The sequence below is a fragment of the Collinsella tanakaei YIT 12063 genome (genome assembly GCF_000225705.1).
GTDB classification, from domain to species: domain Bacteria; phylum Actinomycetota; class Coriobacteriia; order Coriobacteriales; family Coriobacteriaceae; genus Collinsella; species Collinsella tanakaei.
Map to the genome: position 1 here is coordinate 560,153 of NZ_JH126467.1, position 25,784 is coordinate 585,936.

The following is a 25,784-nucleotide window of genomic DNA, read 5'->3' on the forward strand; positions in this document are numbered from 1 at the left end:
AAGTGCAACCGCCGCCTGCAGGACAGGCGCGACGCCATGTCGCAGGCGGGAAAGAGGCCCTGCGTGGCGAACTGCGCGACGGCCCGCGAGATGGCCTGCTGGGTCTGGGCGATAGCGCTCATGGTCCGGTAGCGCCCGCGGCGAGATAGGAGTCCGACCCCGGGGCGCGCCGCGCTCGAGGCCGTTGGGAGGCCATTCCAGTTCCTTTTTCTGGGCAGCGGGGGACCGCCACGCCCGCCACGAGACTGCGATGAAGCCGGAGGCCCCCAGCCGTAGCAACGAAATGCGGTTCCGACCCGCGGATATTAGAGTGCCGAACGTGCGTCGAGCAGACACGCCCTCAAGCGGCGCGTCCCCCGGGTGAAGATAGGTCGTCCCCGCCCCCCGCGGTAGCTCCCCGGGGGCGGGGACGTTTTGCCACTTGACAATGTTCAACTCATATTAAAAACCCAGGTCGATAGAGCCACCCTTATGGAACAATGCTATCAACCCGGGTCCCGCCCGCTATTCACAGTTGCACGCCCCATTGACGCACGATTTGCGATTGAATGCCTTCTTTGTGCTCCTTTTCCGCGATGGTATACCGAAGACAACGGGCTCGGAGACGCCGCAGAGCGCCGGAGCGACAGCCATCTTGCCAAGGGATTTGCAGCGCTCGCTCTTGGCCACGAAGAGCATACACGGCACAAGGCCGATGATGCCGCCGGAGCCGCCGAGCTGGACGAAAGTGAACCACCAGGCGTTCGTGAGGATGTTGGGCAGCGCGGTCGCGCCGGCTGCGAACGCATCGAGCTTCTCAAGCGCGGCGGCCAAGCACACTCAAGGGCCGGACCTTCAGGCTGCCGGACCTTCAGGCTTCCAAGTCTTTAAGCGCACATCACAAAATCGCAAACCGAGCGAAGTTGTAAAGACTGATCGCAATGATCAGCAACAACGCGAAAACATACAGGCGATCGATGGTGGAGCTGTCCATCCGCTTCGACAACTTGCGACCCACCACGGAGCCCATGACGGCCATAAGGCACATACCGACAAGCACGATAAGGGAAAAATCGGGCACGCTGCCGCTGACGAGGGTATAGACAAGGCTCGCCGTCTGCGAAAACGCGATGATGAACAGGGAGGCCTGAGCCGCCGTCTTGCTTTCCATGGAGAAGAAGAACACCAGGATGGCCAAGTTGAACGGTCCGCCGCCGATACCGAGGAACGACCAGCAGGCACCGGCAAAAATACCGGCAAGGGCCTGCGGAGCGGCACCACGAAGCTCAACGCCGGCGATACGGTCTTTGTTGAGGGTGTATATGAGAACAAGCACGGAGAAGACGATGAGCACCGCCGCCTGTGCCGCACCCACAAGATCGGCGTTGGGAAGAACGGCAATCATTTGGTTGAAGGCGACCTTGCCCGCCACACCGCCCACCGCGGAGCCGACAGCGATGGGCATCAAGGACCGCGAGTCGATTGACGACGATCGCGTACACGCATTTTGGACGAGCGTGGACAGCGACATGACCAGCACCGAGACGCTCGACAGGAAGCTTACCGCGCCGACGCCCATCACACCCATCGCATCAACGACCGGTTTGATGATCACCCCGCCGCCGATTCCGCACAGAGGGCCAAGCAGCGAGGCCAGAAAACAAACTATGAACACCGCGACGAAACGCACGTCCACAACGCACCTCTCAAACATATACGAACATTTTGAACAAAAAAGAACAGTAATCTGATAATACCACGTTCGAATCTGTGACACAGAGCTCATGGAGGCACTCTAGAGGCGGATGGACGTCGCGCTCTCGGGCGTCACGGGCCCGCTCGACGGCTTCCCGACGCCCAACATGGTCGTCGCCCAGCTCGGAAACGACGCTAACCTGTACGGCGCCGTTCAAGGGGCGATGAAACTTATATCGATTGCATAATTACTAACGATATTAACTACAGCAACGCCGCCCCAAAATCGCAAATTCGGGGCGGCGTCATGCTGGTAAATGCAATGGCAAGGGCTAGTCGAGATCGATATCGGAACCCTTGTAAACGCGACGGGGCTGCTCTTCACCGCGGGCCGCGGCGGCGGTGACAACCACCTTGGCGACATTCTGCTCGCTAGGCAGGTCGAACATAGTCTGCTGCAGCAGTTCCTCGCAGATGGAACGAAGACCGCGGGCTCCCGTCTTGCGGGACAGCGCCTTGGCAGCGATCTCATGCAGGGCCTCGGGCTCGAACTCGAGCTCGCAGCCCTCCAGCTGGAACATGCGACGATACTGCTTGGTGATCGCGTTGCGCGGACCGGTGAGGATCTGAACCAAGTCATCCTCGTCCAAAGCCTGGGTCTGGGTGATGACCGGCGTACGGCCGATGAACTCGGGGATCATGCCAAACGCGTTGAGATCCTGCGGAAGCACCTGGCGAAGCAGGTCGTTCTCGTCGGCGGAGGTGGGGCCGGCGATCTCGGAGTTGAAGCCGACGCCTTTGTTGCCCACACGGTCGGAGACGATCTTGTCCAAGCCAACAAAAGCACCGCCGCAGATGAACAGAATATTGGTGGTGTCGATCTGCAGAAGCTCCTGCTGAGGGTGCTTGCGGCCGCCGGTGGGGGGAACGCTCGCGACAGTGCCCTCGAGGATCTTCAAGAGCGCCTGCTGCACGCCCTCGCCGGAGACGTCGCGCGTGATGGAGAGGTTTTCCGCCTTGCGAGCAATCTTGTCGATCTCGTCCACGTAGATGATGCCAATCTGCGCGCGGCCGATGTCACCGTCCGCGGCGTTGATAAGCTTGAGCAGGATGTTCTCAACGTCCTCACCAACGTAGCCCGCCTCGGTCAGCGCCGTGGCGTCGGCAATCGCGAAGGGCACCTCGAGGATGCGAGCGAGCGTCTGCGCCAGCAGGGTCTTGCCGGTACCGGTGGGACCAAGAAGCAAGATGTTGCTCTTGGCGAGCTCCACTCCCTCGAGATCGTCCGCATCGTTGGCATGCTTGCCAAGCGAGCTGAACGAAGAGGCATCAGTCTGAGCGGTGGAACCTTCCAAAACGCGACGGTAGTGGTTGTAGACGGCAACGGACATGGCGCGCTTGGCGTCTTCCTGGCCCATGACGTATTGGGAAAGCTCGTCATAGATCTCATGCGGCGTGGGCACGCGGCGGATGAGGCTGGATGCGACCTCGGAAGTGGAGGGATCATCTTCCTCGACTTCGAACTCGCCCATTGCGTCCTGTATGGGCGGCATGCCGTAGGAAGCAGCCATGAAATCCTGTGCCAGCGACTCCTCGAGAATCTCAGAGCATGCGGCAACGCATTCATCGCAGATAAAGGTATTGGAGGGACCCTTTACCAGCTTGCGGACTTGATCTTGCGTCTTACCGCAGAAGGAGCAGCGGACGACGCCGTGATCATGCGTATCGTGATTATCGGAAGGCATGCTTAATTGCTCTCTTTCGCAGCTTCGACGCGGGAGGAAACGATGCGGTCGACCAGACCGTACTCGAGCGCGGCCTGAGCACGCATATAGTTATCGCGCTCGGTGTCGGCCTGAACCTTCTCGAAAGGCTGACCGGTGGCGTCGGAAAGAATCTTGTTGAGCGTGGCGCGGGTCTCGCGAATCTCGCGCGCTGCGATCTCGATCTCGGTCTGCTGGCCCTGGGCACCGCCGCTGGGCTGATGAATCATGACGATGGAGTTGGGCAGGCAGAAGCGCTTGCCCTTGGCACCGCTTGCAAGCAGCACAGCGGCCATGGAAGCAGCCATGCCGACGCAGATGGTGGAGACCTGGGGCTTAATGTAGTTCATGGTGTCCAGGATGGCCAGGCCAGAGTAGACCTCTCCACCAGGGGAGTTGATGTACAGCGAGATGTCCTTCTCGGCATCCTGGCTCTCAAGATGAAGCAGCTGCGCGATGACCAGGTTGGCGGTCACGGAGTTGATCTCTTCACCAAGGAAGATGATGCGGTCGTTGAGCAAGCGCGAGTAGATATCGTAGCTGCGCTCACCGCGAGGGGTTTGCTCGATGACGTACGGAACGAGCGCGGAGTCGATGCGTGAAACCATGCCCTCTCCTTTCATTCAGCGTTACATAGACGTACGGTGCACGACCGCGCATGCGCGCTATGAGTCGTTGCACCGTACGAAACTGATCCGGTGTTACCCGGTATATTACTCTACCCTCGAAGAGGGTGTGCGAGTCGGTTGATATCCCTACTGGGCGGCACGCTCGGCGTACTCGTCAACCTCGGTAACCTTAGCGGTCTCGACCAGCCAGTCGACGGCCTTGGAACGACGGATGGAGTCGCGGACGGCAGGCATGCGGCCCTCAGCAACAAAGGCGGCCTTGGAAGCCTCGACGTCCTCGACGCCGGCGCTCTTGAACTCCTCGTCGATGTCCTCGTCGGTGACCTCGAGCTTGAGCTCGCGGGCCAGGGCGTCGAGGGCGAGGGACTCGCGAGCGACGTCGTCAGCCTGCTGGTGCAGGTCGGCGATGAACGCCTCGGAGGTCAGGCCGTTGGCGGACAGCCAGGCGTCCAGGGTCATGCCACGAGCGGAGAGGTTCTGCAGGAAGTTCTGACCCAGCTCGGAGAAGACGGACTGCTCGTAGTCCTCGTCAACCTTGTCGAGCTCGAGACGCTCGGCCAGCTTGGCGACAACGCGGTTCTCCTTGAGAGCGGGAAGCTTGGAGGACTTGTCAGCCTCGACCTCGAGCTTGATAGCGTCGCGCATGGCGTCGATGCTGTCGAAGCTGAAGGACTCCTTGACAAACTCATCGGTCAGCTCAGGGACCTTACGCTCCTTGACGGACTTGAGGGTGACCTTGATAGTAGCCTCCTCAGCGCCCTCGGGGGTCCAGGAGATCTCCTTCTCGTCGCCGACGTTCATGCCCAGGACGGCCTCGGTGAACTCTGCGGGCATGGACTGGGAGTCCATAGCGAACATGCGACCCTCGCCGGCGATGGCCTCGGCGTTCTTAACGTTCTCGACATCCATGGTGATGTAGTCGGAAGCCTCGACGGCGCGCTCGACGTCCTCGAAGGTTGCGTGATAGCCCATGAGCATGTCGACCTGGGAGTCAATCTCAGCCTCGGTGACCTCTGCAGGGGGCATCTCGATCTCGACGGCGTCATAAGAAGTCAGGACGACGGAGGGACGGAGGGTGAACTCGACGGAATAGGTGTAGTCCTCACCGTCGCGGCAAAGATCGATGTTCTCGTAGTTGCCCTCCTTGACAGGGACGATGTCGAGCTCGTTGAGAACGTTGGCCTCGTTGGAGCCGATCAGCTCGTTGGTGGCCTGAGCGAGAACGGCCTCGCTGCCCAGCATGCTGTCGATGACGGGACGAGGGGCCTTGCCGGGGCGGAAACCCGGGAAACGGTACTGCTTGGCAGCAGCCTTGTAGGCCTTCTTGATGGTGGCATCAACGTCGGCAGCGGGAATGGTGACCGTAGCGGTAAGCTTGGCGTCCTTCACGTCAGAAGCAGAGATGTTCAACGTTCCTCCTCAAATACCATCGGCTTAGATGGGGTGCCGATCAAACCCAGTTGACGATAAAACCAATGTTGTCAGATGGTGCGGGCGAAAGGACTCGAACCTTCACGGGAATCCCACTGGAACCTAAACCCAGCGCGTCTACCAATTCCGCCACGCCCGCATATATGACAGCAACTTTTGTATGATAGCAGATACATGGGCATTATGACCCATGAACATAGAATAGTGCCCGGGGCAGCACACGGTCCGTCCACAGATGAACGTAAATTTGATCCACATGCTACACCAAACAAGCCTTTTGCACCGCTCCCCTATCGGCGTTATGAAAGATGCGTTTCATACATCGTCCAAATAAGCAGACTGGACCCGCTCGATCCTACAATCGCTCCAGCCTAAGAACTGGCTGAATGAGCTGCTAGCGACGGCAAGAGGAAAGAAGCTGTTATGAAGCTACTGCGTGCAATGAGAGAACCTTTGAAATACGTTCAGGGAAAAGATGCGACGCTCCAATTCCACAATGAAATGGGATACATGGGCCATCGCTGGCTGTTCATTTGCTCGCGCAGCGGGCACAGCGCTTGTCACGACAATATTGAGGCCAGTTTTGGCGATTCAGAAAACTACCGCCGCTATGAAATCTTTGGCGGCATGTCAAACAATGGCGAGATAGCCAAGATGCAGGCAATTGTTAAGGACGATAAAATTGACGCCGTTGTTGCGGTGGGCGGCGGATCGGCTGTTGATACCGCAAAGGCCACGGCATACTACACCGGCAAGCGCGTTGTCATTATCCCTACGGTCGCCGCAACCGACGCTCCGTGCACGGGGCTCTCCGTAATCTATAACGATGACGGAAGCTTTGATAAGTATCTGTTCTACCCGACCAATCCCGACGCCGTCATGGTTGACAGTACTGTTATCGCCAACGCGCCCACACGATTCCTCGTAGCCGGAATGGGAGACGCGCTGGGAACCTTCTTCGAAGGCCGCGCATCCATTCGCACGGAATCCCCAAGCCTTGAGGGAACCGGCATCACCCGCGCAGGCATGGCGCTGGCGGAACTTTGCTACAAAACGCTGCGAGACTATGGGTCCCAGGCGATTGCCGCCTGTAACGCCAACGTGGTGACCCCTGCGCTTGACGCCATTATCGAGGCAAACGTCTACCTCTCTGGTGTTGGCGCTGATAACGTCAACTGTGCCGCCGCGCACTCCTTCTACAACGGTTTGACCGCTCTGGGCGGGCATAGCGCGCCCCATGGCTGCTGCGTCGCGTTTGGTACGTTGGTCCAGCTAACCCTGGAAGGCGCGACCAAAGAGGAGTTCGAAGACGTCCAGTCTTTCTGCCTAGAAGTGGGTCTCCCCGTTACCCTAGCAGAGCTTGGTGTCACCAACAACGACCAGGTGCGCACTATTGCAGAGAATGCATGCGTACCGGGAGAGACGATTCACAATCTTGCTGGAGACGTTACGCCCGATGAGCTTTATGCCGCCATACTTGCAACTGACGCGTTGGGAAGGAGCGTTACAAAATAACAATCCACTAACGAGGAAGTCAGAATAGCAAGTAAATAAGGGCGTCCCCGACAAACCAAGGACGCCCCTTTGATGAAGGCTATATCAAATGACGAACGAATCGATTAGACGATGCCCTGGGCCATCATGGCATCGGCGACCTTCTTGAAGCCGGCGATGTTGGCGCCGACCATGTAGTTGCCCTCGAAGCCGTACTCGGTCGCGGCGTCGTCGCATGCGTGGTAGATGCCGCGCATGATGTTCTCGAGCTTGCTGTCGACCTCATCGAAGCTCCAGGAGAGGTGCTCGGCGTTCTGAGCCATCTCGAGGCCAGAGGTGGCAACGCCGCCGGCGTTGGCAGCCTTGCCGGGCATGAAGGCGACGCCGTTCTCGATCAGGTAGTTGGTGGCATCGGTGGTGGTGGGCATGTTGGCGCCCTCGCCCACGATCTTGCAGCCGTTGGCGACCAGAGCCTGAGCGTCCTCGAGCAGCAGGGTGTTCTCGCGAGCGCAGGGCAGGGCGATGTCGCAGGGAAGCTGCCACACGCCGCGGCCGTCCTCTGCATGCCAGGTAGCGGCGGGACGCGCGTCGACGTACATGGCAAGGCTCACGCCGCGGTCGTTGCCGGAGCGCTTCTTGTTGTAGATGTCCTCGAGGACCTTGTAATCGATGCCCTCGGGATCCTCGACCCAACCCTTGGTGTCGGAAGCGGCGATGACCTTACCGCCCAGCTGGGAAACCTTCTGGATAGCGTAGATAGCGACGTTGCCGGAGCCGTGGACCACGACGGTCTTGCCCTCGAAGGAGTCGTTGTGGCACTTGAGGTACTCGTCCACAAAATAGACCAGGCCGTAGCCGGTTGCCTCGGTACGGGCGAGGGAGCCGCCGAAGGAGAGGCCCTTACCGGTGAGAACGCCGGTCCACTCGTTGCGCAGGCGCTTAAACTGACCGAACATGTAGCCGATCTCGCGACCGCCAACGCCCAGGTCGCCGGCGGGAACGTCGGTATTGGGACCGATGTGGCGGGTGAGCTCGGTCATGAAGGACTGGCAGAATCGCATGATTTCGTTATTGGACTTGCCCTTGGGGTCGAAGTCCGAGCCGCCCTTGCCGCCGCCCATGGGGAGCGTGGTAAGGGAGTTCTTGAAGATCTGCTCGAAGCCCAGGAACTTGAGCATGCCCAGCGTTACCGTGGGGTTGAAGCGCAGACCACCCTTGTAGGGGCCGATAGCGGAGTTGAACTCGACGCGGTAGCCGCGGTTGACCTGGCACTTGCCCTCATCGTCGACCCAGGGAACACGGAACATAACGACGCGCTCGGGCTCGACCAGACGCTCGAGAAGGCCTGCCTCCTCATAGGCGGGGTTGGCATCTACCGCAGGGGCGATCGAGGTCAAGACCTCGTCTGCAGCCTGGATGAATTCGGGCTGGTCGGCATAGCGCTCGTGCAACTCTGCAACAATTCGCTGGGTATAGCTCATGATATCTCCTTTAGCTCTTGCTGGATGGGCATAGCGCCCTCAGCCATACGGCGTAACATGATAAAGCACGCGTAATGCTTTTACTCTGATGCATCAAGTTGAAACTACGCCGCAACATGTTGTTCATGTTTGCCAAAATAAGAAATCATTTGCCTGTTTGGCGAGAAAGCTCTATACTGCCTCTTTGTGGACGTCGGGACGTGGCGCAGTTTGGTAGCGCGCCTGCTTTGGGAGCAGGATGTCGCAGGTTCAAATCCTGTCGTCCCGACCATAGACGCGGGCGTAGTTCAATGGTAGAACCCCAGCCTTCCAAGCTGATGACGCGGGTTCGATTCCCGTCGCCCGCTCCAGACAGATTTGCAGGTCAGAGTGCTTAAAAGCTCTGGCCTGTTTTCTTTTGCGGAATCCATGCCATAAGCCTATGCATTCAATATGCCGCCGACGCTTTACTCGCAATGCATCGGCGGCAGCATAGCGCGCTGATAGCAAGTTCGCCCCAGCCTACCGATATCAACCGTTTCACGCGCCGACCGAATACCGGTTATTATCTACCATTTGCACTCTTACCTTACATATGTAACCGTTCTCTCTCTTTTCAAGTGACATCTGTATCCATACACTACGTTGACCGGCTGGCTATAGCGCGGCCGCTCCGACAACGCCCTACCGCCTCGCCTACCAAGGTGGTACGTAGCAGAATGGATGGATACATGGAACTGAAGTCATTTGGGACAATCGCCGCGGCGTCCCTCATCGCCGCCGGGCTCGCGGGCACCGCCGTACCCGCCACGCTGATCGCAAACCCTCTTTTTGAAGCCCAGGCAGCGGCAAGCGCCACCGCTCCCCTGCCTTCGGTAAGTTCGCGCGCGCTTTCAGGCACCACGGCAGGCCAGCCCTTTGTCTCCAACCAAACCGGCAACAGCCAGCACTACCGCATCCCGTCGATCATCACCCTGGATAACGGCTGGCTGCTCGCCGGCGCGGACGCGCGCTGGGGCGTTTACGGCGACTCCCCGGAGAACCTGGACGGCCTTGTGAGCATCTCCAAGGACGGAGGCAAAACCTGGGAGTGGGAGCTGGTGAACGAGTTTGTGGACTACCCCAGCCAAAACGGCGGCCACAAGGGAAACAGCGCCTCGTTTATCGACCCCACGTTTATCCAGGGCGGCGACGGCACCGTCTACATGATGGCGGATGCCTGGCCGGCGGGCACCGGCATTTGGGGCACCGGCGGCGCCAGCTGCCAAAGCACCGGCTTCGACGAGAACGGAAACTTCCTCATCAGCCGCGGCAAGGCCGGCGCCATCGCAAGCTTGGACGCAGACCAGTACACCTACTATTGCGATGCGGCAGATAAGCAGACGTTCGACATAGACGGCGCGCGCATCGATCTTCGTCCCATTAAAGACAAAAACGGCGCGCTTACCGGCTCTTGGGTCGACGCGTACTTCGACCTGTATACCGTAGCTGACGGCGCGGCGTCTCGCACCGTGGTCAAGCAACATGAGACCGGCAAGGATATCCAGGCCAACGTCTTTTACTCCCAAAGCGAATGGAAGGCATACCCCACCTGCTACATTTGGCTAGTCAAGGGCACGCCCACGCAAGACGGCATCGACTGGGGCGAGCCTTCGATCCTGAACGTCAAGCGCAAGGACGACCAGCCCTTTACCGGCATCTGCCCGGGGCGCGGCCTGGTGGTTCCGTTCCAGGGCGGCGGCGAGCGCATCATGTTCCAAATCTACGAGAGCAAGCAAGGCGGTAACGAGAGCGCAAGCGCCATTTGGAGTGATGACGCAGGCGCCACCTGGCAGCGCGGCGAGCGCTCCAACAAATTTAACGGCAGCGGCAAGTCCAGCGAGTCTCAGACCGTGAGGCTGCCCGCCGGCGGGGTGCGCATGTACTCGCGCAACAGCGCGGGCGCGATCTCGTATGCCGACAGCTTTGATAACGGGCAGACCTGGAGCGCCTACACCCTGGATACGGAGCTTCAGTACACCGGCAACTGCATGGTCTCCTTCATCAACGTCGACGGCTGCCTGGTAGATGCGCAGGGCCGCGTGTGGTCCAACCTCATCGCCGCGTCATACCCCAAGACAAGCGGCCGACGCGACGGAGCGGTGCGCATAGGCTCCATCGACGCCGCGACCAACAAGGTCACCTGGCTCAACGCCAACGACATCAAGTTCCCGGGGCGCTTTCTCTATTCCTGCCTCACGCAGGTAGACGGCGATAAGATGGCTATTGTCTACGAGCAGCAGGAGCCAAAGAGCGACGGCACGCAGGATGTGATCTTCAACCAGTTCTCCCTGCTCGACCTTGTGGGCGAGGGCTGGAGCTACAGCGCGACCACGCCCGCCCTTGCGGTCTCCAACATGGTCGAAGCGCTTGATGTGGACGAGGAAATAGAGCTTTCCGCCTCAGTCGACGGCGTGGACGCGATCGAATACACCTGGACGGTCGAACAGACTGCCGGCAATGACTCCACCGACAGCGCTCCCGCCGTAAAGATCGATGCCGCAGGCGCTAGCGCCACCCTAACCGGCGCGAACGCGGGCAAGGCACGCGTCAAGGTGGTCGCCGCCTTTGATCTGAACGGCGCGAAGGCCCACCTTGCAGCATCCTGGGACGTCTACGTATCCAGCCGCGGGGCCACGGTGCTCCCCGACCGCTTAGGCACCCATGAGGTCAACGCCACCTACGAGGCGCCCTACACGCTGGCGACGCAGCTTCCCAAGCACGGCGTCTACCTTATCCACGGACAGGAAGACGGCGGACGCATCATGTACAACCTGCCGGGCGGCGCCGCCCCCGACCGCCTGCGCAGCTCCATCTCCAACAACGCGGTGACGCCGGATACGTCCGGCAAGTTCCCCATAGCAAACCAGGTGTGGAAGATCGACCGTACGGGCGACGGCTACACCATCGCCAGCGTTGCGGACGGGCGCAAGCTCGCCATCACAGCGGGCGACAACGGCTGCAACCTGGTGCTCGGCGACGCGGGCAGTATCTTTACCATCGAAGGCGAGGGTACGGCCAAAACCGTCTCAACAACCGTAGGCGACAAGACCGTCTACATCGGCATGGGAGCAAAAGGCGCCTTTGTTGCGGGCGAGACCCCCTGCAACAAGATTTCGCTGGGACTTGGCGTCATGAGCAACTGGACCGTTTCCACCACGCTCATCTCCTCCGTTTTGGACGAGGCGAACGCGGTTACCAACGACGACGTGTATACGGACGAGAGCTGGAAGGCATTCACCGCCGCACGCGACGAGGCCAAGGCATCGCTCGATAGCTGCTTGGACACCTACGACACCGAAGCGGCCGCAGAGCAGCAAAAGGATCTGCTGGACACCGCAGCGAAGAAGCTCTTCCGCGCCCAGCGCGGCCTTGCCGCAAAGCCGCTGCCGGAACCCGATCCCGAGCCGCAGCCCCAGCCGCAACCCCAGCCCCAGCCCCAGCCCCAGCCGCAACCCGATCGAGACAACATCAAGGTTGAGACGGATGATGCCGGTAACAAGGTGACCACCACCACGCATAAGGACGGCACGTCCACCATCGACACCACGGCTCCCGACGGCGTCAGCACCACCATAAAGCTCGACAAGGACGGCGACGCCACCGCCATCAGCGCCACCGTTCCGGCAAGCGTCGCCAAAACCGGCCGCGCCACCCTGCCCCTCAAGTACGCGATCGCCGGCGCAAGTAGCGCGGACGCACCTGCGATTACCATCGACATCGCAGGGACCGCGCCGGCGAGACCGTTGCAGGTCAGCCTGGACTCGCAGGACAGCGAGCTGGCCCCGGGCACCGTCGCCGTGCTGGTAGACGCCAACGGGAACGAGAAGGTGCTCGCCAAGACAGCGCTGGCGAACAACCGCGTCTCCTTCCCTATCGAAAACGACGCCACCATCAAAATCGCCAGCCGCGGCAAATCGTTCGAGGACGTACGGGAAACCGACTGGTTCGCACAAGAAGTCGTAGGCTACGCGAGCGCCCGCGGCATCATCAACGGCGTTCCCGGGGAGCGAGGAGCGCTGCAGTTCCAGGGCAACGCGGCGGCAAGCAGGGCCATGTTCGTCTGCATGCTCGCTAACTTGGAAGACGCGCGCCAGGACCAGCCGGCAAGCGCCTTCACGGATGTTGCGCAAAGCGACTGGTTTGCCAACGGAGCCGCATGGGGCAGCGAAAACGGTATCGTCGCAGGTTACGGCGACGGCTCCGTCTTTGGTGGCGAGGACCCCGTAACCCGCGAGCAGGTCGCGGTGTTCCTCATGCGCTATGCAACCATGCTGGGGCTCGACACCTCCGCGCGCGTCCAGTCCACCCATCCGGACGCAGGCCTCACCTCGCAGTTCGCTGCGGACGCCATGCAGTGGGCGGTGGCAGAGGGCCTAATCCTGGGAAATGAATCGGGCATGCTCAACCCCGCCTCGACCGCGACGCGTGCGGAGGTCGCCGCCATCCTGGCGCGCTTCATCAACACGCAGCTCGCCTAAAGAGCGCTCAAAGCGCACCTGAAACACGCGTGCACGCAGACGGCGGACGATCGCCCATTGGCTAGTCGTCCGCCGTCTTTTACCTATTCACCATCAAGATCTTGGCCGCGTCAAAATGCATGCGCAGGCAATCGCCCTCGCGCGGCAGGGTCGCCATGTCCGCGCCCACCGTGTTCACCTTCCACGTAAGGCGGCTCGATGCGTCCGCGCGCGGCGGATCCAGTAGCACCAGGCGCTCAAAACGAGAATCGCTCACCCGCGCCACGCGCAGCATATAGCTGTTCTTGCCGGGCGCCTCGCGGTTGTCGATATGGAAGTAGTTGGCGCGCACGCCCAGGTAGGCAACATCGTCTGCAACCGGAGCGCCCACATCGAACGTCATGCCCCAATCGAGCGCCTCGACCAGGGTATCGCCCACCTTCCGCGCGCGGCTGGTGTTCTTGCACCCGGTCAGACGCAGCGCGGCAAGCGTCTGGGGCCGCTGAACAACCTGCTCCACCGTGCCGTCCTCTTCCACGCGCCCGTTGTGTAGCACGCAGATGCGCTCGCACAGTCGGCACGCCTCATCGATATCGTGGCTTACATAGAGCACCGTGGAATCGATGACGGAAAACAGGTCAAGCAGATTTTGCTCAAGCGCGCTCTTTAAAAACGAGTCGAGCGCAGAAAACGGCTCGTCGAACATGTAGATCGCCGGACGCGCGGCCAGCATGCGAGCAAGCGCGACGCGTTGCTGCTGTCCGCCGGAAAGCCTGGCGGGATAGCGGTCCGCATACCCCGCCATACCAAAAATGGAGAGATAGCGCCGCGCGAGCTCATCGCGCCCTTCGCGCGAAAGCCGCCCTTCAACGCCGGCAAGAACGTTATCGGCAACGCTCAGGTTGGGGAACAGCTGGTAGTTCTGAAACAGCAGGGCGCACTTGCGCTGCTGCGGCGACAGGTTGATGCCGCGCGCAGAATCAAAGAACGTCACGCCGTTCACCGCTATTCGGCCTTCGTCGGGCGTCTCCACTCCGGCGATGCAGCGCAGGGTGCAGCTTTTCCCGCAACCAGAGGCTCCCAGCAGCGCCACGCGCTCGCCGGCGGCTTCCAGCCTCACGTCAAGCGAGAAGTCCGGGTAGGCCTTCTTGATATCGAGGACCAAGGACATCAGCGGCCTCCCTTGCCGTCTCGCGTTGCGGATGATGGGGACGAGGACCCACGTCCCGTCGAAACCGCGCCCGCGGCAGCTCCCGCCGCAGCGCCCGCGGCAGCTCCCGCCGCAGCGCCCACGGCTGCGTCCGTGCGCATAAGTTCGCGCAGGGCATCGCGGTCGATGCGCAGCGCGTCGCCGCCCGCGGCCTCGTCATCGTCCAAAAACGCCGCATCTTGAACGCCCTGCACCCTAGAGCCCACGTGTAAAGCGTCGCCGACGGCGCGACCCTTGATGTAGCCCCGGCTGCGATAAGCCTGCGAACGCGCCGTATACAGGTTGATAAAAAGAATCACCAAGAAGCTGAAAGCGATCACCACAAGCACCCAGAACAACGCCACGTCCGTGTCGCCGCCCATCCACTCAAAGTAGATGGCAATGGGGATGGTCTGCGTAATGCCCGCATAGTTGCCCGCGAAAAACAGCGTGCAGCCAAACTCGCCCATGGCTCGGGCGAAGGCCAGCACCGTGCCCGCGGCGATAGAGGGCCAGCCCAGGGGCAGCATAAGCGAATGGAAGATGCGCCACTCGGACCAGCCCAGCGTACGGGCGGCATCGAGCATCTGCGAGTCCAGGGCCTCGAAAGCCCCCAGCGCGGTACGGTAGACCAGCGGAAATGAGACGACAATCGCAGAGATCACCGCAGCGGGCCACGTGAACACCAGCGAGACGCCGTGGTCGATAAGCCACCTGCCCACAGCGGTGGACTGGCCAAAGAGCATCAGCAGTAAAAAGCCGCATACGGTGGGCGGCAACACCATGGGGATGGTGAAGACGGAATCCAACACGCCCTTGATGCGGCTTGTGGTACCCATGGTGCGCCATGCGGCAAGCAGCCCCAGCGCAAACGAGACCGCAAGCGCCACGCCGGCCGTCTTGATGGACACCCACAGCGGACGGTAATCGATTCGGGCGAAAAACGCCCCCAACCCCTCGAGCCACGTGGGCTCGGCCGCCAAGGACACCTGGTCGGCGGCTACCAGGCGCGCGTCATCGCTCCACAGCGCACCGTCGCCCAGATCGATGTCTTCAGCTGCAGCCGCAGCGTCGGCAGCGTCCGCCTGTCCGGCGGCGTCCACCACCGCGTAGGCGTCGCCGTCCTCGCCCGTCACGCAAAACCGGTAGCGGTAAGGAGCCTGCACGCATTGTGGCTCGGTAGTGAAGATCCAGGGGTTCTCGACGTCAGCCAGCGCGGCGCCGCCCATAGAGTGCGCCGCGTCAAGCTCGCACAGCATGCGCCGCAGCGCCGCTTGATCGTCCGCGTCCTCGCAATCAAAGCCAGCTGCCTGGGCGGCACCTGCGTCAACGTGCACCAACACGTTTGCAGGCGTGCGAACAACTACCACGTTAGAGTCATCCAGCAACGGAAAACGATACCCCGCCGGCTGGCCGTCCATAGCGCGCGCGGTGCCCTTGGCGTTGCGCTCAAAGCCGTAGATGCCAAAAGCGGCGCCCTCTTGCGTGGCGGCGACGGCGGGGCCGGAGGCGCCGGCCGCCATGACGGGCGCGGGCCACAGGGCGACGCTCGCCACCATGATGACCGCGACCACCACTGCCAGCCACGCCGCCCTTGCATCCGCCGTATCGATACGCCATGCGCTCAACGCGCCACCTCCTTGCCGCGTTGCGCGGCGCATCTATTCAGAGAGCTCAAAACCGTACTTGGCCCAAATCTTCTGCGCATCCTTATTGGTAAGGCAGAACTCCAGGAACTTGGCCGCTTCCTCGGCATTCTCGCTGGTAGCGGACACGGCGCCGGGGTACACGATGGGCTTATGGGAATCCTCCGGGCAGACAAACGCCTCTTCGATGCCATCGTAGCGGAAGATATCGGAGCTGTAGACAAAGCCGGCCACGCAGTCGCCCGTAGAGACGTACTTGGCGGCGGTGCCCACCTTGTCGGCAAGCGCGACCTTGTCCGCGATCGAAGCGGCGTACTCGCCATCCGCGCCTTCGGCATTGGTGTAGAGGCCAACGGAGGCCAGCGCCTGATTGGCGTACTTGCCGGCGGGCACCGTGGCCGCATCGCCGATAGCGATCCTACCGTCCAGGTTGGCAACGTCCTCGATAGAGGCAACGGCAAGGTCGGAACCCTCGGCCTTCACGATCACCAGGTCATTCACAAACATGTCCTCGCGCGTGGACTCGTCCACCAGATCAGCCTCGACCGCATCGTCCATAGTACCCTTGGACGCCGTGATCAGCGCGTCGACCTGTGCCCCGGCGCGCATCTGCTCAACCAGGTCGCCGGACGCCTTGAACTGCGTGTCCGCAAAGGTCACGCCCGTCTGCTCCGTATAGAGCGCCTGAACCTCGGGCAGCGCCTTCTCCAGCGAGTTGGCGGCAAAGATCTGCAGCTCCACCTTTTCCGCGCTTTGCGTGGACGAGGAACCGGCAGCTTCGGCGCTGCCCTGCGCGGCGGTGTTGCCAGAGCAGCCGGCAACGGACCCCGCAATAGCAAGCGAGGCGATAAGGGCGAGCGCGCCGCGGCGGCTCATGGCGGTGAACATTGACATGAGATTTCCCCCTTTAAGAATAGGCTGGTGCGAAACAACGCCCTCATTATACTCGTAAGAGAATAATTACAAGCACACGCGTTAGTGCCCGCAGCCGGCGGTCATCTTGCATGCGTGCTCAAGCTGGTCGCTTATACCCTCCCAGCACTCCAGCGCCGCCTTGGTGGAACCGGGGAAGTTGATCACCAGGTGGCGTCCACGCTGCATGCACACCGCGCGCGACAGCATGGCGCGGCGCGTCTTTGTCATGGAATACGCCCGCATGGCCTCCGCGATGCCCGGGACGTCTCGGTCGCATACGGAGCGGGTCGCCTCGGGAGTCACGTCGCGCAGAGACAGACCCGTTCCGCCGCACGTGATCACAATGTCCGCATCCACCTGGTCGCATGCATCGACGATGGCGAGAGCGATCTGCTCCTGCTCGTCCTTGACCACAACATGGCTGGCAACCGACCAGCCCGCCTCCAACACCAGGCGCTTAAGCGCGGCGCCTGCCTCGTCGCGAGTAAGATCGCGCGTATCCGAGCACGTGATGACGGCAAAAGATATATCCATAGGGGCCTCCCCGGCTATATGCGATTCGATACGGCTACAAAACGGTGCCCTCGGGCAGATCGATGCGCACGCAGGGCACCATATCTCCCGCGGAAAAGCCCGCGTCCCCATCGGGCACCATCAGCAGGCAGTTGGCATTTTGCAGGGTGCCCAGCAGCGCTGAATTCTGGCTTTTTGCCGCAACAACCACCAGCTCGCCGCCCTCATCGCGAGACAGCACCGCACGGTCGTAGAAACGCCTGGCCTGGGTCTTGCGCACGTTATGGGCGACGCGGGCATACTGCAGGGGACGAGGAACGACCGCGTAGCCGCGCATCTTACGCAGGGCGGGGCGGGCAAGCATCTCAAATCCAACGCACGCCGCCGCGGGGTTACCGGAAAGTCCCAGATAGGGCGTATTACGGATAAGTCCAAACGTGATCGCCTTGCCGGGACGCATGGACACGCGATCGAACAGCACCCGACCCTCGCGCCGCACCAGACGGGTCACATAGTCGTAATCACCCGCAGACGCGCCGCCGCTCGAGATAACAAAGTCGCACTCTTCCGCCGCGGCGAGCATCATGTTCGAGATCTCGTCCTCGCTATCGCCCGCTATGCCGTAGAACCTGGGCTCCCCGCCCGCCGCGACCACAGACGCCAAAAGGGCGCTCGAGTTTGCATCGCGAATCTGCCCGCGACCGGGGACCGTATCCGGCGCCACAAGCTCGGTGCCAATTGACAGCACGCCCACCACCGGCGCACGATGCACGGGCACCGCCGTGATACCCGCAGACGCCAAAAGGCCGCATCCAGCGGGAGCCAGGACCTCGCCCGCGTGCATGACCGCCTCGCCCGCACGGGCCTCAAGGCCCGCTTCGCGCACGTTGTCACCCACCTGGGCGGAAGCGGTGAAGCGCACCGTGGAGCCCTCGTTGCCGTCACCTTCCATAAGCTCGACGATCTCGTACTTCACCACGGCGTCCGCACCCGCCGGCATGGGCGCGCCCGTCATGATGCGCACCGCGCAACCCTCCTCGACCGCGCCTTCAAACACGTGGCCCGCAGCCTCATGTCCAATGACGACAAGCTCCACGGGAAAGTCCGCGCTCGCATCCGCAAGGTCGCAGGCGCGAACCGCATAGCCGTCCATCGCGCTGTTGGCAAAAGGCGATAAATCGATATCGGTCGCGAGGTCCGCTGCCGCGGGAAGACCGGCTGCCAGGTGCAGCGGAACCTCGACCACGGGCGTGGGGTGGACGTGCTCCAACACGATCGCCTGGGCCTCTTCCAACACCATCAAGTTCTCGGCCATGCGCCCTCCCCTTTCGCGCCGCACCCGCGGCATGCAAGCAGTACTATTCTTCGAGAAGTATAGTCTCCAAATGCCAAGCGCGTAACTCGAACCGTCGATGAAACCCCTATACTTGGTTCCAGCCCGCACGCGCGATATCCCGCATCACCACAAAGCAGGACAAGTCCGACTTGTCCGTGCCTTGCCCAAGATTGAATAAGGACCGCAACCATGGCAACCAACACCACCAAAAAGCCCCTTGAAGACGCAACCAGCGCTATCGCATACGGCGAGCGCCTACTTGCCGCAGATGTCCGCCGCAACGCGCGAAACATGCATGCAAGCTGCAAATTGCTTGCGCTGGTGCTTTTGGTCTCATGCGCCATGGGTGCCGCCGCATGGGCGTTTTTGGCATCGCTTGACCTTGTGAGCGGCGCGCGCGAGCAGCATCGCGCCCTGTTCGCCCTGCTGCCACCCGTACTGCTCGCCACCGCGTGGCTCTACCGCACGCGCGGCCTGCAGGCCGGTCGCGGCAACAACCTGGTTATCGACAGCGCCCTCACCGGCCGCCTCATCCATGCGCGCATGGCCTTCCTCACCTTCTTCTGCTCCGTCGCCACGCACCTTGCCGGCGGATCTGCGGGTCGCGAAGGCACCGCGGTCCAAATTGGCGGCACCATCGCCAGCAACGTAAGCCACGCGTTCAAGCTGGGCGAGCGCGACCACCATGATCTTATGCTCTCCGGCATCTCGGCCGCCTTCGGCGGGGTCTTCGGCACGCCGCTGGCTGGAGCGTTCTTTGGCATGGAGATGTGCTACGTGGGCAAGCTCGATTACAGTTCTGGACTGTACTGCCTTATCGCGTCCTTCACCGGCGATGCGGTCAGCCGCATGCTGGGCACCCACCACGCACTCCACGTTATAGGCAACATCCCGTCCATGTCGCCGCGCACTATTTTACTGGTGGTGCTCGCCGCCGTCGCGTTTGGTCTCACCGCCAGACTCTTCTCCTTTTCCATTCGCACCATCAAGCGCTTCTACGCAAATCGCTTTCGCAACTACCTCGTCGCAGCGCTCGTGGGATCGCTTGTGCTGCTGGGCGCCTACGCCGTCTTTGACGGATGGCGATACGGCGGCCTTTCCGAATGGATGGTCTCCTCCGCGTTCGAAGGCGCTAGCTCGCCCATAGACCCCTTCGCCAAGCTCGCCTACACGGCGCTCACGTTGGGCGCGGGCTACCAAGGCGGCGAGGTCACGCCGCTGTTCGGCATTGGCGCGTCCATGGGCAGCGTGCTTGGCCAAGCAGTGGGCTTCGACCCCTCCTTTCCCGCCGCGCTGGGCATGATCGCCGTCTTTGGATCTGCCCTCAACGTCCCCATCACCACCATCATGCTGGGCATCGACCTGTTTGGCGGACGAGCGGCGGGCTATTTTGTTATCGCCTCCTTTGTAAGCTACCTGGTCGCCGGGCACCGCGGCGTGTATCCAGCGCAGCGCATCGTCACGCCCAAGCGCCGCTCTCTTGCGGGCGATGAGCAGCTCACGGTGGACCAAGCCATCCAGCGCCATCGCGAGCAAGTCGATCAAAGCGCCCCGAGCGACGCCACCGACACCATCGCCGAAGCCAACAGCGCAGACGCCGCCACCGCAACCGTCCCGGAGGACTGATGAACACCCGCACCAACTTGGGAAAAACGCTGATCATCGTCAACCCCACCGCGCAGTCCGGGGCAGCAGCGACCGCAGCCCAACAAGTCCAGCGCTTCTTGTCCATGTACATGCACGATGACAGCGCATTCGAAGTGGTCCACACCACACACCCGCGCCATGCCACGCAGATCGCCTCGCAGGCAACCGACTACAACACCGTGCTCGCGCTGGGCGGAGACGGCCTGGTGCATGAGACCGCCTGCGGCCTTATGGCGATCGGATCCGAAGCGCGCCCCTGCCTGGGAGTGCTTCCCGTGGGTTCGGGCAACGACTACGCGCGCACGCTCGGCATGGACCAGACTATGGGCGCGGACCTTAGCTGGCTTTCCCACGCGCGCAAGCGCGCCATGGACGTAGGCCGCATCGATTACGTCGGCGAGGCGGGCCGTGGCACCGACTACTTTGTGCAGACCTTCTCCTGCGGTCTGGACGCCGCCATAGCCATTGGCACCTACGAGCTGCGCAAGTCGACCGGCCTCTCGGGGGACACGCTCTACCTGGCCAGCGGCCTCAACGTATTCGGCATCGGTTACCGGCGCTTTCCCCTGCGCGTCAAGTTTGAGGACGAGGCGTGGCATGAACTTGAATCCATCATCATGGCCATCCAGATAGGTCCCACCTACGGCTCCGGTTTTCGCATCTGCCCGGACGCCGACCCCTCAGACGGCCTGTTCGACATCTGCTACGCCCACGGCAAGATCCCCCGCGCCATCGCGCTACCGGTTTTTTTGCGCGCCAAGAACGGACATCACCTTAGCTCGCGCTACGTTCACGGCCGCCGTGCGCAGAGCGTGCGCCCGCTCTTCGACGGCGAAGATTATCCCCTGCAGGCGGACGGCGAGCAAATCCGCGCCCGCAGCGCCACCATCACCATGGTCCCTAGTGCCCTCACCGTCCTGGCACCGGCAATGTCTCGGTAGCCATGAGCTCAACGAGCCAGCCCATATCGCCAAAAACGGATACAGCGACATGGTCATCATGAACTCTGTTGCTTTTTTAAACGATGCGATCAAACCATGAGGCGATTGGGCTAATGAACAACAGCCGTTTGCGCGCTCGCGTCGCGCTTCCGTGGAGAGGATCCAAGAAAGCAGCGAAAGAGCGACTTCCCGTCATAGAGGCACTCTCGCGCCGCTCGACCAAAGCAAGTCACGCGCCCCGTTATCTTCTAGTCGTCCGCACCGGGGCGGCGACGCCGTTCCTTTGCCTGCGCGCGGTGGCGCTTATCCGCCAGGCGACGCGCGCGGGCGGCCTTAGTGGGCTTGGTGGGTTTCCTCTTTTTAGGTGGACAAGAACGACGTTCAAACTCCGCGTGCAACTTACGCAGACAGCACGCCCTGTTCTGGAACTGGCTGCGGCTCTCGCGCGACGTCACCGCGATGCCCGAGGGAACATGGCGCATGCGCACAGCGGAATCCGTGGTGTTCACGCCCTGGCCGCCCGGACCGGTCGCGCGAAAAACCTGCACCTCGCAGTCGCGCGCGACCTCCTCCAAGCTCTGTGCCGCCCATGCGGCGAACGCCTTATATGTCGGCTTTTCCTCGTCCATATAATCAACCTGCGAAACAACCTGTAAAACGGCTTTCAAACGAACCCGCGATACGGTCGCCGTTAGGCGAACTCGATCTGACCCGTTTCATCGTCCATAGACACGATGCGGGCTAGCGACTCCAGGTGATAACCGCGCTGGCGCAGCTTGTCACCACCGGACTGGAAGCCCTTCTCGATGGCGATGCCAATGCCCTCGACCGTGGCGCCGGCGGATTCGCAGATGCTGATGAGTCCCTCGAGCGCGCAGCCGTTTGCCAGGAAATCGTCCAGGATCAAGACATGGTCGCCCTCGGAAAGGAAGCGCCTGCCCACGATAACGGGGAACTCGCGCTGCTTGGTGAAGGAGTAGATAGTGGTGGAGTACTGCTCGCCATCCAGGTTGATGGACTGGGCCTTTTTGGCAAAAACCACCGGCGCGTTGCCAAAGTGGCGAGACGCCATGCACGCCAAGCCTATGCCGCTGGCCTCGATGGTGAGAATCTTGTTGATGGGAGCATCGGCGAACAGGCGCGCCCACTCGGCGCCCATGTGGTCGAACAGCTGCGTATCGCATTGATGGTTAAGGAACGCATCCACCTTCAACACGCCCCCGGCCTTGACGATGCCGTCCTTGCGAATACGATCTTCAAGCTCCTTCATTACAGCGTTTCCTTCCCTTTTCCGACCCGGCGCTTACTTGCGGCGCATCATCCGAACAAGCGTCATCACAAAACCTATGGCGACCAGCGCCGCCGTAACTACATAGACTATACGGTATCCGTACAGGAAAATGTCCGGTCTTCCCGCAACATACGAAGTAACGCGATATCCAGCGGCCACGCTCATTTGGCTGTAGAGTAGCGACGTGGATCCGCTGATGCCGATCGCCATGCCCAAATAGCGGGCAAGCGCGGCCAGGCTACCGCCAAAGCCCAGGGCCTCGCGCGGCAACGAACCCATCACCAGGGAATTGTTAGGCGACTGGAAGATAGAGGTGCCAAGCGACGCCAGGCCCAGGCAGATGAGGATGTGGACGAGCCCCGTCTCCTCGCCGAAAAAGCCCACCAGCAAAAGGCCCGCGGCGAACACGAACAGGCCCACGCACGTAGGGCGCTCGCATCCGATTCGGTCGGACACCGCGCCGGAGATGGGGCCGGCGATGGCGTTCGCAAGCGGGATGACGCAAAAGATCAGACCCGCCGTATCGGGCGAGAAACCGCGAGCATCCTGCAGGTAGAACGGCGTCATGAGCTCGTAGACGCCGATGGCGACGAAGCTGATGAACAGGGACGCGATGTTCACCATGAAGGCGCGGTCGCGAAAGACCGAAAGCGCGACCAAGGGGTCGTCCACCCGGCGCTCGACCATGACGAACGCGACCATAAGACCCAGACCCGCCGCGAGCATCAGCAGGGTCGAAGGCGTGGCCCCCGCTTCGAGCATGGTGATGGATATGAAGGTGAGCAGCATGCCGGGAACCAGCAGCACCGAGCCCAAGACGTCAAGGCGCCGTCCAACCGACTGCGGCGCTACGTGGGGCAAGGTCTTAAAGCCAACAAACAGCGAGACCACGCCCACGGGCACGTTGATAAGGAAGATATACTCCCAGGGCAGCGCGCTCACGATAAAGCCGCCCAAAACCGGACCGCACATCATTCCCAGGGCAACAAAGCTCGCGAGCAGCCCCAGGGCGCGCCCGCGCTCGCGCGCCGGGAACGATTCGGTGATGATACCCATGTTGTTCGCCATGGCCGATGCGCAGCCCACGCCCTGCACCGCGCGGGCAAGCACCAAAAACTCAAGCGTGGTCGCCATGCCGCACAAAAGCGAGCCCAGCGCGAAGATCGCCACGCCCACCTGGAAAAAACGAACCTTGCCGTAAATATCGCCCAGCCTGCCGAACACCAACAGCACGGCGCAGGTGGTGAGCAGGTAGATGGATGAGACCCATTGAATCTGGTCGAGCCCCACGCTCAACTCCTTTTGCATCACGGGCAGCGCCACGTTGACGATGCTCGAGTCGAGCGTGGCCATAAACGTCATGATTAAAACGGTAAACAGGATAGCCCATTTGTTCTTGCCGTGGGTGTTGCCCTCCACGGCATCGTGGATGCGCTGATCTTCGCTCATGCGTACCTCGCTTGTTCACAAGTGGCGCCGCGCGCTCTGATGACGAAGGTGCACCCCTCCCGCCACGTGCCGCGCTATCGTTCCCGCGGCCGCGTAGATACGCCGGGGTCCGACCATAACGTGCCCGACCCTGCATTTTTCGCACAGTGTTGTAACACGGAACGGTCGAAAGGGGCAAGGTAATACCATGCGCCGCACGAAGATTCCGCGACATGTATAATCAAGTTTGCCGGCCTCCGATGCAGGGTTTTCGCGCTAAACGCAATCCCTTTGCACCGTCCGCCCACGACAACGCCCAAACATCATCAAGACAAGGAGGCAGCTCGCATGGCTCTCAAGAAGATTGTCAAGGAATTCCAGGACTTCATCAGCCGCGGAAGCGTAGTCGACCTCGCCGTCGGCGTTATCGTGGGCGGCGCCTTCACCACCATCGTCAACTCGCTGGTGGCAAACATCATCCAACCCCTCATCTCCTTTATCACCGGAGGCGGGGCGGAGATTCCCGGCCTCGCGATCAACCTCAACGGCAACATCGTCGACTTTGGCGCGTTTCTCTCCGCCGTCATCAACTTCCTCATCACGGCAGCCGCGGTCTTCGCCATCGTAAAGGCCTTGAACAAATTTAACGACATCAAGGAGGCTGCCGCGAAAGCAGCCGCGATCAAGGCGGGACTTGCCGAGGAAAAAGACGGCGATGCCGCACCGAAGCCACGCGTATGCCCCTACTGCAAGCAGAAGATAGACCGCGGCGCCACCCGCTGCCCGCATTGCACGAGCAAACTGGACGGCTATCAAAACGCGCTGGAATAGCGAGCCGCGCGCCGGCGCCTTCAGCTTTATCAAGGTTGCTTCGAAACACGCGCCATCGCCAAACGGCAGTGCCGAAAGCGCAATGAAGGCTAGGAGCCCAGCACCTCATCAAGCCAAACGGAAACGTCCTCATGCACCTGACCCTTGATGGGCTCGTTCAGGATCTCATGGCGAACGCCGGGATAGATCTTCACGTCAACGCGCTCCATGCCGGCACGGCGATACATCTGAGCTGCGCGCTCAATGCCCGCACCGCAATCCCCCACCGGGTCCTCTGCACCGGCGATAAAGAAGAGGGGCAGCGCGTGGGGAACGCGCGCGACAAGCTTGGGATCGGTCGCGTCCGCCACCAACGTCGACAACGTGTGGTAGGCGCCCACGGTGAACTTCTGGCCGCACAGGGGATCGCGACGATACTCATCGACCACCTCGGGATCGGTTGCGATCCAATCGACGTCCGTCCGCGCACCCTCGATCGCCTTGCCATATGCTCCCGCACCCATGCCGTCGACCAGCTCGCTGACGTATCGCTCTCCGCGCGAACGGGCGATACCGCGGGTCAACGCCTTGCCCACCGCCGAGAGTGCGCGCGGTTGCTGACCGGTGCCGCAAATCACCGCGGCGCGAACGCCAAGGGCGTACCTCGTAAGGTAGACGCGCGTGATAAAGCTGCCCATGGAATGTCCAAAAATGATATACGGAAGGTCTCCGGACGAACCGCTGTCCTCGCGCAGGCGCTGCATGACAAGCTCTCGTAGCGCGTTCACGTCATGGAGCAGAACCTCCTCGCCTTTCTCGAGCGGCATGTGCCCAAGGTCATCTGCGCTCGCCACCGTTTTACCATGACCTATATGATCGTTGGCGCACACCGCAAAACCCCGGCCGCATAGATACTCGGCAAAGCCCGCATAGCGCTCCACGTGCTCGGACATACCGTGGACAAGTTGCACCAGACCACGCGGGCCTGAAGGAGCGGCCTCATGGTCCGGCTCCCACAGCAGCGCGCGGATAGTCGAGGTGCCATCATAGCTTGCATAGGTAATGGTAGTGGTCTTCACGGGAGTGTCCTCCAAACAAGGGACGAGATCCAACGCCGA

Annotated in this window: 19 protein-coding genes, 3 tRNA genes and 1 pseudogene; 7 read left to right on the plus strand and 16 right to left on the minus strand. The window is 61.5% G+C overall.

Annotated elements, in window-relative coordinates:
* Window positions 1-504: 504 nt before the first annotated feature.
* The 6 genes from HMPREF9452_RS02770 to HMPREF9452_RS02795 form a co-directional block, all read right to left on the minus strand.
* Window positions 505-819: a PTS transporter subunit EIIC gene (locus HMPREF9452_RS02770; RefSeq protein ID WP_040362133.1), complete on the minus strand. Its 315-nt coding sequence runs from the start codon at window positions 817-819 to the stop codon at window positions 505-507.
* A gap of 58 nt (window positions 820-877) precedes the next feature.
* Window positions 878-1,675, minus strand: coding sequence for a sulfite exporter TauE/SafE family protein (locus HMPREF9452_RS02775; RefSeq protein ID WP_009140585.1), 798 nt, complete (start codon window positions 1,673-1,675; stop codon window positions 878-880).
* A 331-nt stretch (window positions 1,676-2,006) separates the two neighbouring features.
* Window positions 2,007-3,419 carry an ATP-dependent Clp protease ATP-binding subunit ClpX gene (gene clpX, locus HMPREF9452_RS02780; RefSeq protein WP_009140587.1) on the minus strand — a complete coding sequence of 471 codons (1,413 nt, stop codon included), beginning with the start codon at window positions 3,417-3,419 and terminating at the stop codon, window positions 2,007-2,009.
* Window positions 3,420-3,421: 2 nt separating this feature from the next.
* Window positions 3,422-4,045, minus strand: coding sequence for an ATP-dependent Clp protease proteolytic subunit (locus HMPREF9452_RS02785; RefSeq protein WP_009140588.1), 624 nt, complete (start codon window positions 4,043-4,045; stop codon window positions 3,422-3,424).
* A 147-nt stretch (window positions 4,046-4,192) separates the two neighbouring features.
* On the minus strand, window positions 4,193-5,476 hold the full coding sequence (gene tig / locus HMPREF9452_RS02790) for a trigger factor (protein ID WP_009140589.1): 1,284 nt from the start codon (window positions 5,474-5,476) through the stop codon (window positions 4,193-4,195).
* 76 nt (window positions 5,477-5,552) lie between these two features.
* Window positions 5,553-5,636: transfer RNA gene (locus HMPREF9452_RS02795), tRNA-Leu, on the minus strand.
* Window positions 5,637-5,920: 284 nt separating this feature from the next.
* On the opposite strand from HMPREF9452_RS02795, the gene HMPREF9452_RS02800 reads away from it, so the two are divergent.
* Complete coding sequence (locus tag HMPREF9452_RS02800) at window positions 5,921-7,012, plus strand: glycerol dehydrogenase (RefSeq protein ID WP_009140590.1); 1,092 nt, start codon at window positions 5,921-5,923, stop codon at window positions 7,010-7,012.
* Window positions 7,013-7,116: 104 nt separating this feature from the next.
* Here the strand turns inward: HMPREF9452_RS02800 and gdhA are convergent, their stop codons facing one another.
* A complete protein-coding gene (gene gdhA, locus HMPREF9452_RS02805) occupies window positions 7,117-8,472 on the minus strand; it encodes an NADP-specific glutamate dehydrogenase (RefSeq protein ID WP_009140591.1) in 1,356 nt (451 codons plus the stop codon).
* A gap of 194 nt (window positions 8,473-8,666) precedes the next feature.
* Here gdhA and HMPREF9452_RS02810 point away from each other — a divergent pair.
* The 3 genes from HMPREF9452_RS02810 to HMPREF9452_RS02820 all read left to right on the plus strand — a co-directional run bounded on the left by HMPREF9452_RS02810 (window position 8,667) and on the right by HMPREF9452_RS02820 (window position 12,971).
* Window positions 8,667-8,743, plus strand: a tRNA-Pro gene (locus tag HMPREF9452_RS02810).
* A gap of 5 nt (window positions 8,744-8,748) precedes the next feature.
* Window positions 8,749-8,822, plus strand: a tRNA-Gly gene (locus HMPREF9452_RS02815).
* A 360-nt stretch (window positions 8,823-9,182) separates the two neighbouring features.
* Entirely contained in the window at window positions 9,183-12,971 is a 3,789-nt protein-coding gene (locus tag HMPREF9452_RS02820) for an S-layer homology domain-containing protein (RefSeq protein ID WP_040362135.1), read from the plus strand.
* A 79-nt stretch (window positions 12,972-13,050) separates the two neighbouring features.
* Here the strand turns inward: HMPREF9452_RS02820 and HMPREF9452_RS02825 are convergent, their stop codons facing one another.
* The 5 genes from HMPREF9452_RS02825 to HMPREF9452_RS02845 all read right to left on the minus strand — a co-directional run bounded on the left by HMPREF9452_RS02825 (window position 13,051) and on the right by HMPREF9452_RS02845 (window position 18,528).
* A complete protein-coding gene (locus tag HMPREF9452_RS02825; RefSeq protein WP_009140593.1) occupies window positions 13,051-14,121 on the minus strand; it encodes a sulfate/molybdate ABC transporter ATP-binding protein in 1,071 nt (356 codons plus the stop codon).
* The gene (modB, locus tag HMPREF9452_RS02830; RefSeq protein ID WP_009140594.1) at window positions 14,121-15,767 is read right to left on the minus strand and encodes a molybdate ABC transporter permease subunit; all 1,647 of its coding nucleotides are present in this window, start codon (window positions 15,765-15,767) and stop codon (window positions 14,121-14,123) included. The genes HMPREF9452_RS02825 and modB overlap by 1 nt, the downstream gene beginning before the upstream one ends.
* Before the next feature lie 33 nt (window positions 15,768-15,800).
* Entirely contained in the window at window positions 15,801-16,679 is an 879-nt protein-coding gene (gene modA, locus HMPREF9452_RS02835; protein WP_009140595.1) for a molybdate ABC transporter substrate-binding protein, read from the minus strand.
* A gap of 81 nt (window positions 16,680-16,760) precedes the next feature.
* Window positions 16,761-17,234 carry a MogA/MoaB family molybdenum cofactor biosynthesis protein gene (locus tag HMPREF9452_RS02840; RefSeq protein WP_009140596.1) on the minus strand — a complete coding sequence of 158 codons (474 nt, stop codon included), beginning with the start codon at window positions 17,232-17,234 and terminating at the stop codon, window positions 16,761-16,763.
* A gap of 34 nt (window positions 17,235-17,268) precedes the next feature.
* The gene (locus HMPREF9452_RS02845; RefSeq protein ID WP_009140597.1) at window positions 17,269-18,528 is read right to left on the minus strand and encodes a molybdopterin molybdotransferase MoeA; all 1,260 of its coding nucleotides are present in this window, start codon (window positions 18,526-18,528) and stop codon (window positions 17,269-17,271) included.
* 210 nt (window positions 18,529-18,738) lie between these two features.
* Between HMPREF9452_RS02845 and HMPREF9452_RS02850 the strand changes: the two genes are divergently transcribed.
* On the plus strand, window positions 18,739-20,175 hold the full coding sequence (locus HMPREF9452_RS02850; protein WP_009140598.1) for a chloride channel protein: 1,437 nt from the start codon (window positions 18,739-18,741) through the stop codon (window positions 20,173-20,175).
* Window positions 20,175-21,137 (plus strand): diacylglycerol/lipid kinase family protein, encoded by a 963-nt coding sequence (locus HMPREF9452_RS02855; RefSeq protein WP_009140599.1) that lies wholly within the window; start codon window positions 20,175-20,177, stop codon window positions 21,135-21,137. Before HMPREF9452_RS02850 ends, HMPREF9452_RS02855 begins: the two co-directional genes overlap by 1 nt.
* A gap of 248 nt (window positions 21,138-21,385) precedes the next feature.
* On the opposite strand, the pseudogene HMPREF9452_RS02860 reads toward HMPREF9452_RS02855, so the two are convergent.
* From HMPREF9452_RS02860 to HMPREF9452_RS02870, 3 genes and pseudogenes are all read right to left on the minus strand, one after another.
* Window positions 21,386-21,685 (minus strand): annotated as a pseudogene (locus tag HMPREF9452_RS02860) (peptide chain release factor family protein); the annotation flags it as partial.
* Window positions 21,686-21,828: 143 nt separating this feature from the next.
* Window positions 21,829-22,407 carry a xanthine phosphoribosyltransferase gene (locus tag HMPREF9452_RS02865; protein ID WP_009140601.1) on the minus strand — a complete coding sequence of 193 codons (579 nt, stop codon included), beginning with the start codon at window positions 22,405-22,407 and terminating at the stop codon, window positions 21,829-21,831.
* 33 nt (window positions 22,408-22,440) lie between these two features.
* On the minus strand, window positions 22,441-23,877 hold the full coding sequence (locus tag HMPREF9452_RS02870) for an MFS transporter (protein WP_009140602.1): 1,437 nt from the start codon (window positions 23,875-23,877) through the stop codon (window positions 22,441-22,443).
* Window positions 23,878-24,204: 327 nt separating this feature from the next.
* Here HMPREF9452_RS02870 and mscL point away from each other — a divergent pair, with 327 nt between their 5' ends.
* On the plus strand, window positions 24,205-24,687 hold the full coding sequence (mscL, locus tag HMPREF9452_RS02875; protein ID WP_009140603.1) for a large conductance mechanosensitive channel protein MscL: 483 nt from the start codon (window positions 24,205-24,207) through the stop codon (window positions 24,685-24,687).
* A gap of 89 nt (window positions 24,688-24,776) precedes the next feature.
* On the opposite strand, the gene HMPREF9452_RS02880 is transcribed toward mscL, so the two are convergent.
* Window positions 24,777-25,745 (minus strand): alpha/beta fold hydrolase, encoded by a 969-nt coding sequence (locus HMPREF9452_RS02880; RefSeq protein WP_009140604.1) that lies wholly within the window; start codon window positions 25,743-25,745, stop codon window positions 24,777-24,779.
* Window positions 25,746-25,784: the final 39 nt, after the last annotated feature.

Excerpts from the sequence above, each read along its gene's own strand:
- gdhA (WP_009140591.1), bottom strand. The coding sequence starts at position 8,472 with ATGAGCTATACCCAGCGAATTGTTGCAGAGTTGCACGAGCGCTATGCC.
- HMPREF9452_RS02865 (WP_009140601.1), bottom strand. The coding sequence starts at position 22,407 with ATGAAGGAGCTTGAAGATCGTATTCGCAAGGACGGCATCGTCAAGGCC.
- HMPREF9452_RS02845 (WP_009140597.1), bottom strand. The coding sequence starts at position 18,528 with ATGGCCGAGAACTTGATGGTGTTGGAAGAGGCCCAGGCGATCGTGTTG.
- HMPREF9452_RS02820 (WP_040362135.1), top strand. The coding sequence starts at position 9,183 with ATGGAACTGAAGTCATTTGGGACAATCGCCGCGGCGTCCCTCATCGCC.
- clpX (WP_009140587.1), bottom strand. The coding sequence starts at position 3,419 with ATGCCTTCCGATAATCACGATACGCATGATCACGGCGTCGTCCGCTGC.
- modA (WP_009140595.1), bottom strand. The coding sequence starts at position 16,679 with ATGTCAATGTTCACCGCCATGAGCCGCCGCGGCGCGCTCGCCCTTATC.
- HMPREF9452_RS02800 (WP_009140590.1), top strand. The coding sequence starts at position 5,921 with ATGAAGCTACTGCGTGCAATGAGAGAACCTTTGAAATACGTTCAGGGA.
- HMPREF9452_RS02850 (WP_009140598.1), top strand. The coding sequence starts at position 18,739 with ATGGCAACCAACACCACCAAAAAGCCCCTTGAAGACGCAACCAGCGCT.
- HMPREF9452_RS02825 (WP_009140593.1), bottom strand. The coding sequence starts at position 14,121 with ATGTCCTTGGTCCTCGATATCAAGAAGGCCTACCCGGACTTCTCGCTT.
- HMPREF9452_RS02785 (WP_009140588.1), bottom strand. The coding sequence starts at position 4,045 with ATGGTTTCACGCATCGACTCCGCGCTCGTTCCGTACGTCATCGAGCAA.
- HMPREF9452_RS02840 (WP_009140596.1), bottom strand. The coding sequence starts at position 17,234 with ATGGATATATCTTTTGCCGTCATCACGTGCTCGGATACGCGCGATCTT.
- HMPREF9452_RS02855 (WP_009140599.1), top strand. The coding sequence starts at position 20,175 with ATGAACACCCGCACCAACTTGGGAAAAACGCTGATCATCGTCAACCCC.
- HMPREF9452_RS02870 (WP_009140602.1), bottom strand. The coding sequence starts at position 23,877 with ATGAGCGAAGATCAGCGCATCCACGATGCCGTGGAGGGCAACACCCAC.
- mscL (WP_009140603.1), top strand. The coding sequence starts at position 24,205 with ATGGCTCTCAAGAAGATTGTCAAGGAATTCCAGGACTTCATCAGCCGC.